Source organism: Kitasatospora sp. NPDC032757 (assembly GCF_055579305.1).
In genome coordinates this window covers 42,276-55,666 of record NZ_JBVINN010000030.1, presented here as the reverse complement: position 1 = coordinate 55,666, position 13,391 = coordinate 42,276, and the positions used below count along the sequence as shown (strand labels likewise).

At 73.9% G+C, this 13,391-nt stretch carries 13 protein-coding genes; 3 read left to right on the top strand and 10 right to left on the bottom strand.

The features are described from left to right. Positions 1-15: 15 nt before the first annotated feature. The 3 genes from ACZ5WK_RS27775 to ACZ5WK_RS27765 form a co-directional block, all read right to left on the bottom strand. Positions 16-1,206, bottom strand: a complete 1,191-nt coding sequence (locus ACZ5WK_RS27775; RefSeq protein WP_465551185.1) for a glycosyltransferase — start codon at positions 1,204-1,206, stop codon at positions 16-18. Positions 1,207-1,285: 79 nt separating this feature from the next. Next, positions 1,286-2,245, bottom strand: coding sequence for a polysaccharide deacetylase family protein (locus tag ACZ5WK_RS27770; protein WP_465551183.1), 960 nt, complete (start codon positions 2,243-2,245; stop codon positions 1,286-1,288). 270 nt (positions 2,246-2,515) lie between these two features. After that, positions 2,516-2,788, bottom strand: a complete 273-nt coding sequence (locus ACZ5WK_RS27765; RefSeq protein ID WP_465551181.1) for a hypothetical protein — start codon at positions 2,786-2,788, stop codon at positions 2,516-2,518. Between the two features lie 507 nt (positions 2,789-3,295). Here ACZ5WK_RS27765 and ACZ5WK_RS27760 point away from each other — a divergent pair. Next, positions 3,296-4,237 carry a polysaccharide deacetylase family protein gene (locus ACZ5WK_RS27760; protein WP_465551179.1) on the top strand — a complete coding sequence of 314 codons (942 nt, stop codon included), beginning with the start codon at positions 3,296-3,298 and terminating at the stop codon, positions 4,235-4,237. Positions 4,238-4,452: 215 nt separating this feature from the next. Here ACZ5WK_RS27760 and ACZ5WK_RS27755 read toward each other — a convergent pair whose 3' ends face one another. Next, positions 4,453-5,229, bottom strand: coding sequence for a glutamate racemase (locus tag ACZ5WK_RS27755; protein ID WP_465551177.1), 777 nt, complete (start codon positions 5,227-5,229; stop codon positions 4,453-4,455). 18 nt (positions 5,230-5,247) lie between these two features. Here ACZ5WK_RS27755 and ACZ5WK_RS27750 point away from each other — a divergent pair, with 18 nt between their 5' ends. After that, positions 5,248-6,426 carry a glycosyltransferase gene (locus ACZ5WK_RS27750; protein ID WP_465551175.1) on the top strand — a complete coding sequence of 393 codons (1,179 nt, stop codon included), beginning with the start codon at positions 5,248-5,250 and terminating at the stop codon, positions 6,424-6,426. 24 nt (positions 6,427-6,450) lie between these two features. Continuing rightward, positions 6,451-7,197 carry an SAM-dependent methyltransferase gene (locus ACZ5WK_RS27745; RefSeq protein WP_465551173.1) on the top strand — a complete coding sequence of 249 codons (747 nt, stop codon included), beginning with the start codon at positions 6,451-6,453 and terminating at the stop codon, positions 7,195-7,197. Positions 7,198-7,221: 24 nt separating this feature from the next. Here the strand turns inward: ACZ5WK_RS27745 and ACZ5WK_RS27740 are convergent, their stop codons facing one another. The 6 genes from ACZ5WK_RS27740 to ACZ5WK_RS27715 form a co-directional block, all read right to left on the bottom strand. Beyond that, entirely contained in the window at positions 7,222-8,097 is an 876-nt protein-coding gene (locus ACZ5WK_RS27740; RefSeq protein ID WP_465551171.1) for an alpha/beta fold hydrolase, read from the bottom strand. Between the two features lie 48 nt (positions 8,098-8,145). Then, entirely contained in the window at positions 8,146-9,345 is a 1,200-nt protein-coding gene (locus ACZ5WK_RS27735; RefSeq protein ID WP_465551169.1) for a glycosyltransferase family 4 protein, read from the bottom strand. Positions 9,346-9,348: 3 nt separating this feature from the next. Continuing rightward, a complete protein-coding gene (locus ACZ5WK_RS27730; RefSeq protein WP_465551167.1) occupies positions 9,349-10,548 on the bottom strand; it encodes an ABC transporter ATP-binding protein in 1,200 nt (399 codons plus the stop codon). Beyond that, positions 10,538-11,443 (bottom strand): ABC transporter permease, encoded by a 906-nt coding sequence (locus ACZ5WK_RS27725; RefSeq protein ID WP_465551165.1) that lies wholly within the window; start codon positions 11,441-11,443, stop codon positions 10,538-10,540. Before ACZ5WK_RS27725 ends, ACZ5WK_RS27730 begins: the two co-directional genes overlap by 11 nt. Before the next feature lie 147 nt (positions 11,444-11,590). Beyond that, positions 11,591-12,274 (bottom strand): thiol:disulfide interchange protein DsbA/DsbL, encoded by a 684-nt coding sequence (locus ACZ5WK_RS27720; RefSeq protein WP_465551163.1) that lies wholly within the window; start codon positions 12,272-12,274, stop codon positions 11,591-11,593. Between the two features lie 196 nt (positions 12,275-12,470). Continuing rightward, positions 12,471-13,379, bottom strand: coding sequence for a slipin family protein (locus ACZ5WK_RS27715; protein ID WP_465551161.1), 909 nt, complete (start codon positions 13,377-13,379; stop codon positions 12,471-12,473). Positions 13,380-13,391 lie beyond the last annotated feature (12 nt).

The window sequence follows — 13,391 nt, the reverse complement described above, 5'->3', positions numbered from 1 at the left end:
GTGTGGCGGATGGGCTCAGCCGACCGTCCAGGGCAGGGCCTTGGCGCGGGCGACGGCCGCGTAGGTCTCCAGCGAGACCCTGGCGACGGCGCGCTGGTCGAAGTGCGCCGTGGCGCGGCGCCGGGCTGCGGCGCCGAGCCGGTCGCGCAGGCCGGGCTCGGTGAGAAGCCGGTCCAGCGCGGTGGTGAGGGCCCGGGCGTCCCCGGGCGGGGCGAGGAGCAGGTGCTCGTCGTGGCCGCCGATCTCGCGGCAGCCGCGGATGTCGCTGAGCACCATCGGGAGACCGCCGGCGGCGGCCTCCATGGCGGAACGCGAGAACCCCTCCCGGTAGGAGGGGAGCACGAAGACGTCGAGGGCCGCGTACACCGCGGGCATGTCGCTGCGCGCGCCGAGGAACTCGACTCCGGACTCGGCGCCGTGGGCGTCCGGCTTCTCCGGGTCGTCCGGGCCGATCCAGACGAACCGGGCCTTGCCGGCCAGCGCCCGGGCCGCCTCGGCGTACTCGCCGATGCCCTTCTCGGCCACCCGCCGGCCGACTCCGCCGACCAGCAACTCCTCCGGGCCGACGCCGAATTCCGCGCGGACCCGGGCCCTGGTGCGGGCCCGCTCGCCCGGGTCGGTGGCGAACCGGGTGAGGTCGACCCCATTGCCGACCACCCGCGAGCGGCGGGCCGGGACGGCGCGGGCCAGGGTACGGCGGTCCTCGCCGTTCTGGTACAGCTCCGCGTGCGAGAAGCGGCCCGCGAAGGCCTCGGCACCGAGGACGAACGCCCGCTTGGCGAACGGGTCGTGGGCCTGCGCCCAGAGGCCGTGGCAGGTGTTCACCACGACCGGCACCCGGGCGAGCCGGCCCAGCACCCGGCCGATCACGCCGGTCTTGGGATTGTGGGTGTGCAGCACGTCCGGGCGGAGCCGGTTCAGCACGGCGAGCAGTTCGCGGGCGGCCGCCGCGTCGGCGCGCGGCTGCCAGGCCCGGGTGAGCGCGTGCAGCGGCTCGTGCCGGACGCCGATCGCCTCGATCTCGGGGACGTACGGGCCGGGCGCGCTGATGCCGTAGGTCTCGAAGCCGGACTCCACGTCCACCTTGAGCTCGGTGGCGAGGAGGAGGTGCAGGCTCATGTCGACGGTGGTGAGGTGGGCGACGCGCAGCGGGCGGCCGCCGGGGCCGCGCAGTCTGGGCATCGGCGTCACGGGCTCGGTCGTCACGGGCTCGGTCGTCAGCAATGCGGGCGTCGGGGATGCGGTTGCGGCCGGCGCCGGTGTCACGGGCTCGGGCGTCACGGGCTCAGGCACGGGCCCCCACCGCCTTCGCGCTCGCCACGATCCGGGCGTAGGCGCGCTCGGGTATCAGCCGCCCGTAGAGCTTGGCGCGGAAGAAGTCGATCGGGTCGGTGCGGCGGACCGGCACCCGGCGCAGCCGGACCGGGTCGACACCCGGCGTGTTGCGGCCGACCTCGCCGGTCGCCGCGGTCCGGAACCGGGCCCGCAAGGCAGGCTCCATGTGCGGCACGGGGACACCCCAGGTGTAGGCGTAGTGCCGGGGGCGGACGCCGAGGTGCTGCTCGACGTCGTCGTTGCAGGCGTCCAGCTCGGCGGTGGTCAGCAGCTCGGGGCGGGCATGGCTGCGGGTGTGGTTGGCGACGGTGCACAGGCCGGAGGCGGTCATCTCGCGCAGCTGCTCCCAGCTGAGCCCGGGTGCGCCCGAGGTCTTCGCGGTCGATCCCTCCCAGCGCATCTCGCCGCCGACGTGCCCGCTGGCGAGGTAGATGGTGAACGGGAGCCCGCGCTCGCGCAGCAGCGGCCAGGCGTTGTCGTAGACGTCGGCGAAGCCGTCGTCGAAGGTGAGCACGGTGCTGGGGGTACGGCGGCCGGCCTCGATCCGGTCCACCGCCTCGTCCAGCGGAACCACCCGGCCGGGCGGGAGTTCGGCGAGCAGGTCGGCCTGGGCGGTGAAGTCGGTCGTGGTGACGTCCAGTTCGTCCGGGCTGCCGCCGCCGACGCGGTGGTAGATCAGGACGGTGGCGCCCTCGCCCGGCCGGGCCCCGACCCTGCGTGCCAGGTGGCGTTTGACCTGCGCGCGGATGCCCCCGGTCGTACCGGCCTCGGCGGCGGCCCCGGTCGCACCGGCCTCGGCCCTGGTGGGTGTCGTCCCGGCTTCGACCGGTGTCGTCCCGGCCTCGACCGGTGTCGCCTCGGCTTCGACCGGTGTCGTCCCGGCCTTCGTGGGCCCGGTGGTGCCGCTCAACGTTCCCCCTCTGCCCTCTGCCGCTCTCGGCAGCACCCTCCCCGGCGCCGTCAAGTGGCCTTTCATCCGGCGCAGTTGGCGCACGGATGGAAATCACAGTAGGGGGAACTGTGGGGCTGGTGCCCCGGAATTGTGAAAGAAGCGAGAAGGAGTTGGCAGATGGGCTGAAAACCGGCCGATCTGACCGGTTGGAATCGATCGGCCGTTCAGGCGGCAGCCGGGCTTTCCGGCCTCCCCGGCCCGCGCGTCAGGGGATCGCGCGCCCCGGATTCAGAGGGTGGCGCCGCGCCGGTACCGCAGCAGGGCGAACGCGATCCGGCCGAGCAGCAGCACCCCGGCGGCGAGGCAGCCGGACACCGCCATCGCCCAGGCCGGGCCGTCACTGTCCGGAACCGCCACCGCGACCACGATGCCGATCGCGAGACAGGCCAGCCCGACCACCGCCAGCGGGATCTGGTGGGTGACCAGTGCGCCACCACTCCACGCTCGGGCCATCCGGGTCGCACCGTGCAGGTGGAAGTGATCACGTTCCGCATCTGCCATGAGCCCAAGGTACCGCGAGGCCGCTCCGGAGGCAGCCCGCAGGGAGTGATTCCGTAGCGACCCTGCGCAACCGAAAGGGCGCCGGAAGCACTCCGGCGCACATCCGGGGCGCCGGTTCCGGGCCCGCGAAAAATCCCTCGGCCGTCCGGTACAACCATCTACGGCGTGTAGGGGTCTCCACTACATTGAGCGATCCAGGAGCCGTCCGCGGTGCGGGTTGGGAGTCCCCGCCGAGGACCGGAAGAACCCAGGGGGCGGAGCCGCCGTGCCCTGGAGTCGGAGGCCGGGCTCCGTCCTCCGGCGGTACCGCCACGCCGCACCGGCGACCGAGGGGGAACCGTGCCGCAGTCCCAGTCCATGACATCGACCTCCAGGACCCGGACCAGCTCCGTGGTCCGAGCCCTGCCGAGCGTGAACGTGCGCCCGTTGTCGCAGGCGGCCGCCGGGCAGCCGGCCGCCCGGCAACCCGCCGTTCGCACGCCCGTCCGGCAACCCACCGTCCTTCCGGTGGCAGCCCCCCGCCCGACGCCCCGGCCGGCCGCCGGGCGGGGTGACTGGCTGCGCTTCGCCCCTGTCCAGCCGCTGTTCCGGGCCCGGGCCGCGCAGCGGCTCGCCGTGCTCGCGTACCACGGCGTCACCGACCCGCGCTCCTTCGGCGCCCAGCTCGACCGCCTGCGAAGACTTGCCACACCCGTCTCGCTCGCCGCCGTCCAGCAGGCCGTCACCGAACGACGCCCCCTGCCGGCCCGCAGCGTGCTCGTCACCTTCGACGACGCCGACCGCAGCGTCCTCACCCACGCCCTCCCCGCCCTCAACGACCGGGGCATCCCGGCCGCCGCGTTCGTCATCTCCGAGCTGATCGGCACCGAGAAGCCGTTCTGGTGGCACGAGGCGGACTTCCTCGCCCGGCACGGCGGGCGCGCCCGCTCACTCGACTGCGGACCGGCCAACCAACTGCTCCCCCGGCTCAAGGCCATGCCCGACCCCGACCGGCGCCGCAGCCTTCAGGAGCTCCGGGTCAGCGCCGACCGCCGACCGCCCCGGCAGGAACAGCTCACCCCCGCCGACCTGCTCGCCCTGCGCGCGGGCGGCGTCGCCATCGGCAACCACACCCAGGGCCACCCCTGCCTGGGCCGCTGCGACGACGCCACCGTCCGCGCCGAGATCACCGGTGCCCACGAGGCCCTCACCCGCTGGCTCGGTGAACCGCCGGCCGCCTTCGCCTACCCCGACGGCGGCCACGACCCCCGCGCGGAAACCGTCCTCCAGGAGCTCGGCTACCGCCTCGGCTTCCTCTCCGACCACCGCCTCGGCCCCCGCCTGCCCGACCATCCGCTCCAGATCAGCCGCCTCCAGGTCGACTCCACCACCAGCACCCGCCGCTTCGACACCATCCTCTCCGGCCTCGAACCCGCCTACCGCCGCTGGCGCGGCCAGGCGGTGGCCTAGGGCAGCTCGGCGCCGCACGGGACGTCGGGCGGGGCCGACGTCCCGTGCGGCGGCGCAGGGTGCGGCCGGCTGCGGGAGTGGCGGGGGTGCAGCAGCGGGGTGCGGCGGCAGGTGGTCACGCCTCGCGCGCGGCGGTCAGCCTCCACGACCGGGCCGGCCAGGGAGCAGGTGCTCCGGCGACCGGCCCGCCCCGCTGCCCCTCCCGTTCCCGCTCGTCAGACCGCCGGGGCCGGAGCGGCCAGGGCGTGCCCCTGCGGGTAGAGGAGCGCCGCCGGCGGGAGCGTCGCGGGAGCGCCGGCGTGAAGGACGGCGAGGGTGGCGTTGCCGGTGCGGCCGGGGTCGGCGACGCGGCGGAGGGCCTGGGCGGCGACGGCCTCGGCGGAGCCGTGCAGCGTGAGGTGCGGGGCCGCGAGGGGGGCGACGGCGGTGCGGATGCGGTCGGCGACCAGTTCGTAGTGGGTGCAGCCGAGCACGATCGCCGCCGTGCCCGCCGGCGTACGGGCGGCCGCGTCGGCGATGGCCTCGTCGATGGCGCCGTCGTCGCCGTGTTCGACGGCGTCCGCCAGGCCGGGGCAGGCGACCTCGGTGACGGCGGCGGTCCCGGAGAAGTCGTGGATGAGGCCGCGCTGGTAGGCGCTGCCCGTGGTGGCGGGGGTGGCCCAGATGGCGACCGGGCCGCCGAGGGCGGCGGCCGGCTTGATGGCCGGGACGGTGCCGATGACCGGCAGCGCGGGCTCCAGTTCGGCGCGCAGCGTCGCGAGCGCGTGGACGGAGGCGGTGTTGCAGGCGATCACCAGGGCGTCCGGGCGAAGGTCCGCGGCCGCCCGCGCGCAGCCGAGGGCGAGCGCGGTGACCTCCTCGGGCGTGTGCGGGCCCCAGGGCATCGAGGCGGGGTCGGAGGAGAGCACCAGATCGGCGTCCGGGCGGAGCTTCCGCAGGGCGGCAGCGGCGGCGAGCAGGCCGATTCCCGAGTCCATCAGTGCGATCTTCACAGGGCAAGACTTTAGTCGATGCCCCGCCGCGGGCCCCGGGTGCGGCAGACTGCCCGGGTGACCGTCCTGCTGTGGATCGCCCTGCTCTCCCTGCTGGTCTGGCTCTGGCTGGCGTGCTGCCACGGCTTGTTCTGGCGTACCGACGTCCGGCTTCCGCCGCGTCGCCCGCCTGCCCGCTGGCCGGAGGTCGTGGTGGTGGTACCGGCCCGGGACGAGGCGGCGGTGCTGCCGCTCAGCCTGCCGGGCCTGCTGGCGCAGAAGTATCCGGGGCGGGCCCGGGTGGTGCTGGTGGACGACCACAGCTCGGACGGGACCGGCGCGCTGGCGCGGGCGCTCGCCACGCCCGGTGGGCTGGGGCTGACCGTCACCACCCCGCCCCCGCTGCCGCCGGGCTGGACCGGCAAGCTGTGGGCGCTGCGGCACGGGGTGGAACTGGCCGGTCCGGACGCCGAGTACCTGCTGCTCACCGATGCGGACATCGCGCACGGTCCGGACTCACTGGCCGAGCTGGTGGCCGCCGCCGAGGGCGACCGGCTGGACCTGGTGTCGCAGATGGCCCGGCTGCGGGTGGAGACCGGGTGGGAGCGGTTGATCGTGCCGGCGTTCGTCTACTTCTTCGCCCAGCTGTACCCGTTCCGCCGCAGCAACCGGCCCGGGGCCCGGACGGCCGCGGCGGCGGGCGGCTGCTCGCTGGTGCGGCGGGAGACGCTGGAGCGGGTGGGCGGGGTGGCGGCGATCCGGGGGGCGGTGATCGACGATGTGTCGCTGGCCCGCGCGGTGAAGGCGGCGGGCGGCCGGACCTGGCTCGGCCTGGCCGAGCAGGTGGACAGCGTCCGCCCGTATCCACGGCTGGCCCAGCTCTGGCGGATGGTCTCGCGCAGCGCGTACGCGCAGTTGCGGCACTCGCCGCTGCTGCTGCTCGGCACCGTCGTCGGACTGGCGCTGGTGTACCTGGTGCCGCCGGTGGCGGCGCTGGCCGGCCTGGCCACCGGCAGCTGGGCGGTGGCCGCGGCGGGCGGGGCGGCGTGGGCACTGATGGCGGGGACCTTCCTGCCGATGCTGCGCTACTACGGGCAGCCGGCGCCGGCCGCGCTGCTGCTGCCGTTCACCGCGTCGCTCTACCTGCTGATGACGGTGGACTCCGCGGTGCAGCACTGGCGCGGGCGCGGGGCCGCGTGGAAAGGCCGGACGTACTGACCCCGGCTGGTCCACACTGTTCGGATGGACCGCCAGACGATCTCCCGCCTCGCCCATGCCCACCACCCGATCGCCGCGCCGGTCGCCGACGACTCGGTGGCCAGGCTGCTGGCCCGGGCGACCTCCCGCTCCGAGGCCGGCCGGGCGCTGGACCTCGGCTGCGGTGAGGGCGGCTGGCTGCTGCGCCTGCTGGCCGCCCGTCCGCGCTGGCAGGCGGTCGGGGTGGACCTGGACGCGGAGGCCCTGACCCGGGCCCGGGAGACCGCGCAGGCCCTCGGGGTGGAGCGGCGGATCGGCCTGCACCATCTGGACGCCCGGGAGTTCACGGCCACCGAGCCGTTCGGCCTGGTGCTGAACGTCGGCGCGACGCACGCCTTCGGCGGCCTGCTGCCGACCCTGGCCGCGGCCCGCGAGCACCTGGCGCCGGGTGGCCTGGTGCTGGTCGGCGAGGGATTCTGGGAACGCGAGCCCGCCCAGGCCGTGCTGGACGGCCTGGGCGCGACCCGGGACGACTACGCGGACCTGGCGACCACCACCGACCGGGTGCTCGCGGACGGCTGGACTCCGGTGTACGGGTATGTCAGCAGCCCGCAGGAGTGGGACGACTACGAGCTCTCCTGGACGGGTTCGCTGGCCGAGTGGGCGCTGGACCACCCGGACCACCCGGACGCGGCGGCCGCGCGTGAGGCGGCGGACCGGCACCGCGCCGAGTGGCTGCACGGCTACCGGGGCACCCTGGGCTTCGTCACCTATCTGCTGCGCCTCGGCTGAGGGCCGGCTCGTCCCGGCAGGCGATCACTTCTGCGTGCGGGCGAGGAAGTCGTCGATCAGCGGGGCGATCTCGGGGAGCTTCTCCTCCAGCGCGAAGTGGCCGGTGTCGAACACGTGCAGCTCCGCGTCGGGCAGATCGCGCAGGTAGGCGCGGGCGCCGGGCTCGGTGAAGAAGGGGTCGTTCCGGCCCCAGATGACGAGCGCCGGCGGCCGGTGGGTGCGCAGCCACTCCTGCCAGACGGGGTAGAGCGCGACGTTGGAGTGGTAGTCGAGGGCGAGTTCGACCTGGATGTCCTTGCGGCCGGGCTGGTCGAGGAAGTGCTGGTCGAGGGTCCAGCCGTCCGGGGCGACGAGTTCCGGGTCGCCGGTGCCGCCCTCGTACTGGCTGCGGGTGACCTCCAGGGTGAGGATGGAGCGCGCCCGTTCGGCGGCGCCGTCGACGCCGTGCCGGTTGGCGATGAACTCCCGGGCCTGGTCGGAGAGTCCCTCCTCGTAGGCGTTGCCGTTCTGGACCACCAGGCCGGTGATCCACTCCGGGTGGCGGGTGGCCAGCCGCAGGCCGACGGGGGCGCCGAAGTCGAAGACGTAGAGGGCGAACCGGTCAAGGCCGAGGGCCAGGCAGAAGCCTTCGACGACGTCGGCGAGGGTGTCGAAGCGGTAGGTGAAGTCGCCGGGCGCGGGGCTGTCGCTGTGGCCGAAGCCGGGGTAGTCGGGGGCGATCAGGCGGTAGCGGGTGCCGAGCGCGTCGAGGAGCCGGCCGAACTGGTGGGAGGCGGAGGGGAATCCGTGCAGCAGCAGGAGGACGGGCGCGTCGCTCGGACCGGTCTCCCGGTAGAAGACGCGCAGGCCGTCGACCTCGACGTGGCGGTGCCGGATGTGCGGGATCGTCAGCTCGCTCATGCTAACCATTAAACACCGCAGTAATGGTTAGAAGCAATGGCCCGGCGATCACCGCCCCAGCAGCCGCAGCACGGCCGGCTTGGTGAACTCGTACCGCGCCATCTGTTCGAGGTCCTTCAGCCAGCCCGTCACCCGGGCCGGCCGGGCCAGCACCCGGCCGTACAGCTCCTCGAAGGCGGTGGTCACGCTCTCCAGCGAGAACCGCCCGACCACCCACTCACGCCCCCAGGAGCCCAGTCGACCCCGGCGCCCGGCGTCGTCCAGCAGGCCGCGGAGCTGGCCGGCCAGCACCTCCGGGGCGCGCGAGCCGTCACCGAACCCGTACATGCACCGTGAGGCGTGCGGCTCCACCAGCGGGCCCGGCTCGTGCACGGCGGTGTACCCGGCCGCGCCGTGGACCACCACCGGCTTGCCGAAGGCCAGGCCGCGCAGGGCCGAACCGCCCATGCCGAGGACGACGTCGGCAGCCTGGTAGGCGGGCCGCGGATCGGCCAACTGGCCCGGGACCAGGACGGCTTGGCGGCCGAGCGCCGCGTTCGCCCCGGCCGCTCGGGCGCGCAGCTTCTCCAGACTGGGCCCGGCGCCGACGATGACGAGCCGCACCCTCGGGTCGTCCAACTGCCGGACGGCATCGACGGTCAGCTCGGCACCGGCGTCCTTCTCCAGCGCGGGCACCAGGCGGGTGACGATGGCGAGCAGCAACTCGTCGTCGCCGATACCGTGTTCGCGGCGGAAAGCGGCCCCGTCCACCCGGCCGGGCGCGTCGGTGGCGGTGTTGACCGGCGGCTCGATCAGGCTGACGTCCCGGTGGCCGAAGGCCCGGCCGTCCCCCATCAGCGCACCGAGTCCGAGCACCAGCGGCTGGTGCCGGGGCAGGCCTCGCAGCATCCGGATGCCGTAGAAGGTGGTGACCACCGGCAGCCGGCCGTAACGCCCGGGCCCGAAGTAGGAGTTGCGGGCGGCCCGGACCTCCCAGGCGTGCAGCAGCTGGCTGCCGTGCTCGGCGGCGAGACGGCCGAGACGGCGGCGGATCTCGGCGTGCGGGGTGTCGGGCCCGCCCGCGACCACCACCTCCAGACCGTGCCCGGCGGCGACCTCGACCAGCGGGGCGGGGCCGGCCACGCCCTGCGCGAACAGCACCGGGTCGTGGCCGCGGTCGCGCAGGGTGCGGGCGATGTCGACGGCGTTGAGCTGGGCCCCGCCCAGGGCGAGGTTGTTGAGATGGACCAGCACCCGGACAGGTCGCAAGGCTCACTCCTCCCAGTGGTGCGGGACGAACACCGGCGCGGCCAGCACGACCGCGCGCGGCGGCGTGTCCAGCATCGGCCCGAACACGTCGAACTGGCCGACCGAGTGCCAGCTCATCAGCGTCCCGCCGTCGGTCCGGCCGATGCTGTAGACGCCGGCCCAGAGCGTGTACCGGCCGCGCGGCAGCGGCAACCTGGGTATCACACAGGCGACTTGGTGGTCCTCGCCGGTGAGCCGGACTTCGTGGCTGATCTGGAAGATCGGGCTGGAGGTGCCCTCGCTGACACCCAGGTGCAGGGTGGCGTCGCCGCGGTAGTCGCCGCCGAGGGTCAGCTCGATCGTCATCGGCTCGTCGGTGGTCAGGCTGTCGCGGTCCTCGCCCCGGACGGCGTGCTTGAGCAGTTGCAGCGGCTCGCCGGTACGGCCGCCGGCCTCGGACTGCGCCTCGATGGAGTCCCGGTAGCCGGCCATCGCCTCCTTGATGCCCGCGTCCACCCGCACCGAGCCCTGCTCCAGCCAGATGCCGCGGCGGCAGATCGACTCCACCGCCGGCAGGTCGTGGGAGACGAAGACGATCGTGGTGCCCTGCTCCGCGACCTCGCGCATCCGGTCCAGGCAGCGCTGCTGGAAGACGGCGTCGCCGACCGCCAACACCTCGTCCACCAGCAGGACATGGGGCTCCAGGTAGGCCGCGACGGCGAAGCCGAGGCGCATCTGCATGCCGGAGGAGTAGAACTTGACCTGCCGGTCGATGGCGCCGCCGAGCCGGGCGAACTCCACGATGTCGTCGAAGCGGGTGGCCACCTCGCGCCGCCGCAGGCCCAGCAAGGCGCCGAACAGGTAGATGTTCTCCCGGCCCGTCAGATCCGGGTGGATGCCGGCCCGGATCTCGATCAGCGCGCCGATCCGGCCGCGTACGTCGATCACGCCGCCGTACGGGTACATCACCCGGGTCAGCATCTTCAGCAGGGTGGACTTGCCGGAGCCGTTGGAGCCGATCAGGCCGACCGACTCGCCCGGCTCGATGTGCATCGTGATGTCGCGCAGGGCCCAGCGCCAGTCCTCGCCCTTCTCGCCGCGCAGCCGGCGGGCCAGCGAGTCGACCTTGTCGCGCAGCAGCATCCGCTGCTGGTCGGCCTTGAAGCGCTTCCACACCTGGTCGGTGCGGATGGTGCCCAGGGGGTACGTCCGGCTAGGCGACATCGGCGATCCCCGTCTCCAGCTTCTTGAACAGCAGGTAGCCGCCGACCAGGAACACCAGCGAGGAGACCGCGGCGATCGAGGTGAGCGTGACGTCCGGCGCGTCCCCGTACAGCAGGGCTCCGCGGTAGCCCTCGATGACGGCGCCGAGCGGGTTGAACCCGACGTAGATCTCCTGCAGGCGCTGCGGGATCTGCGCCAGCGGGTAGGCGACGGGGGTGGCGAAGACTCCCATCTGCGTGATGATCGGCAGCAGGTGGCGGACGTCGCGCAGGTAGACCACGGCCACCGAGAGGACCAGCGCGACGCCGTAGGTGAAGGCGAACTGGATGAGCAGCAGCGGCAGCACCCAGAGGAAGGTCGCGGCGGGGGCGGTCCAGAAGATCAGGAAGAGCAGGCCGAGGACGCCGATGCCGATCACCATGTCCACGCTGGCGACCAGCATGGTGGCCAGCGGGAAGACCTCGCGCGGGCAGTAGACCTTGTTCAGCAGGCTGAGGTTGTTGGCCAGGCTCAGCGCGCCCTGGTTCATGGTGTTGCTGAAGAACTGCCAGACGATCAGGCCGACGTAGGCGAAGAGCGGGTAGGCCGCCGTGCCGGTGTCGATCTTCACCGCGCGGTGGAAGACCAGCGTGAAGATGGAACAGAGCGCGAGCGGGGTCAGCACCGCCCAGGCGAAGCCGAGCACCGCCTGCTTGTAGCGGGCGCGCAGGTCGCGCTCGGCCAGCGCGCGGACCAGCTCACGCGCGCCCCACAGCTCCCGGGCCACCTGCGCGGGGCGCAGGTGGCGTTTGAAGACCAGCTCCGGTGGCGGCCCGTCGGCGGCCGCGGGCCGCCTCGGAGCGGCCGATGTCTGGCTGTCGCGCTCGTCGACGAGCTGCGCGCGTTGTCCCCCCACGGACCCCTGCCCTCTCCGGTACCGCCGGAATCGAGAAGTGGGCCTTCCGCCACGGCAGTTCCCGGCCTGAGCGGTGCGGCCCGGCGTCCACTCTGGCACAGAGTGTGGTCGCCGGGGGTCGGTTCGGTGAAGGTGATCGGGGCGGGGTCAGTACCGCGTCCGGCGCGGGTTGCGCTGCTGATCCTGCTGCACCAGCTGGTCCATGACACCGGGCATCGCCTCAACGCTCCCGGCGTGGGTCGGCGAGGTGCGGTGCTCGCCCTGCACGACGACGGTGGGCAGCTCGTTGATCCCGTACCGGACGAACAGTGCGGCGGCCTCGTCGACGGCGTGCCGCACGTCGGCCGAGCGGTACGCGTCCCGGAACTGCTGCTGGTCGACGCCCTGGCGCAGCGCCCAGTCGGTGGCGGTGTTCTCGGTGGTGAGGTCCTGCTTGTCGGAGTGGACCGCACGGAAGGCGCTGGTCTGCAAGCGCTCGACCAGGCCGAGGCGCTCCAGCGTGTAGTAGAGGCGCGCGTGGCCGCGCTGCGCGCCCTCCTCGCGCTTGCCCGGCCAGATCGCGGGCACCCGGCGCAGGTCGACGTCCTCGCGGTGCTTCTCGGCCCAGGCCTGGAGCGGCTGCTCCAGCTGCTGGGAGTGGCTGCAGTCGTACCAGAAGAACTCGAGCGCCTCGGTGCGGGCGCTCGCGCGCGCCGCCTGCGGGTGGTCGAGGCGGGTGAACCGGGAACCCTCGGTGGCGGGTTGATGCGTGGCTGCGCCGGCCTGGACAGGGGATGCGGCGATCCCGGTGGCGACGGTGAGCAGGACGGTGGACCTCAGCAGCGATTTCACACCGCGCATCCTCGCGGCCACGGTCCGCGACCGGCTGGTTCCGCCGGTGCGTCGCGGACGGATTCACCCGGACGGCCCAGCGCGGCCGGCCGCCCCGCCCGGGCCCACCCCGGCCCGGCCCGCCCCGGAGCCGGCCGCCGCCACGGCGACAGGCGGGACCAGGCGGGACCAGGCCGGACCAGGCCGGGGCCCTATGTCACTCCGGACGCGGCGCCTGCTCCGGGCGCGGCGGGACCACGGCGGGCGTGGGCACGGGCGCGGCCTGGGCGAGGGCGGGCGGCTCCCCGGCCGGGCGGTGCTCCCCGGCCGGCCCCTGCTCCCCGGCCGGCTCGGGCGACTGCCGTGGGGCGGTGCCCGCCTTCGGCGTGGCGCCCTCGAAGAAGCGCAGCAGCTCGACCGGGAACGGCAGGACGAGGGTGGAGTTCTTCTCCGCCGCCACCTCCACGACCGTCTGGAGCAGGCGCAGTTGGAGCGCGGACGGCGTGCTGTCCATCATCTCCGCCGCCTGGGCGAGCTTCGCGGCGGCCTGGAACTCGCCGTCGGCGGTGATGATGCGGGCGCGCCGCTCGCGGTCGGCCTCGGCCTGCCGGGCCATCGAGCGCTTCATCGAGTCCGGCAGGGCGACGTCCTTGATCTCGACCCGGTCGATGTGCACGCCCCAGCCGACGGCCGGGCTCTCCAGCATCAGTTCCAGCCCGCGGTGCAGGTTCTCCCGCCCGGACAGCAGGTCGTCGAGCTCGCTCTTGCCGATGATCGAGCGCAGCGAGGTCTGCGCGACCTGCGACATGGCGAAGGTGTAGTTCTGCACGTCGACGGTGGCGAGCACCGGGTCGACCACCCGGAAGTAGACGACCGCGTCGACGCGCACCGAGACGTTGTCCCGGGTGATGCCCTCCTGGGCGGGCACCGGCATGGTGATGACCTGCACGTTCACCTTGCGCATCCGGTCGATGACCGGCACCAGCAGCGCGGGGCCGGGCTGGCGCACCCGTCCGCGCACCCGGCCCAGCCGGAAGACCACACCCCGCTCGTACTGCTGCACCACCCGTACCCCGGTGGCGAGCCAGAGAATTCCCAGGGCCGCGAGGCCCGCGAGTACCACCATGCCGGTGACCTT

What these genes read in the sequence shown, in the direction of transcription:
- ACZ5WK_RS27765 (WP_465551181.1), bottom strand. Translation starts at nt 2,788, where the DNA reads ATGGCAGATGCGGAACGTGATCACTTCCACCTGCACGGTGCGACCCGG.
- ACZ5WK_RS27750 (WP_465551175.1), top strand. Translation starts at nt 5,248, where the DNA reads ATGCCCCGCCGCGGGCCCCGGGTGCGGCAGACTGCCCGGGTGACCGTC.
- ACZ5WK_RS27745 (WP_465551173.1), top strand. Translation starts at nt 6,451, where the DNA reads ATGGACCGCCAGACGATCTCCCGCCTCGCCCATGCCCACCACCCGATC.
- ACZ5WK_RS27740 (WP_465551171.1), bottom strand. Translation starts at nt 8,097, where the DNA reads ATGAGCGAGCTGACGATCCCGCACATCCGGCACCGCCACGTCGAGGTC.
- ACZ5WK_RS27730 (WP_465551167.1), bottom strand. Translation starts at nt 10,548, where the DNA reads ATGTCGCCTAGCCGGACGTACCCCCTGGGCACCATCCGCACCGACCAG.
- ACZ5WK_RS27715 (WP_465551161.1), bottom strand. Translation starts at nt 13,379, where the DNA reads ATGGTGGTACTCGCGGGCCTCGCGGCCCTGGGAATTCTCTGGCTCGCC.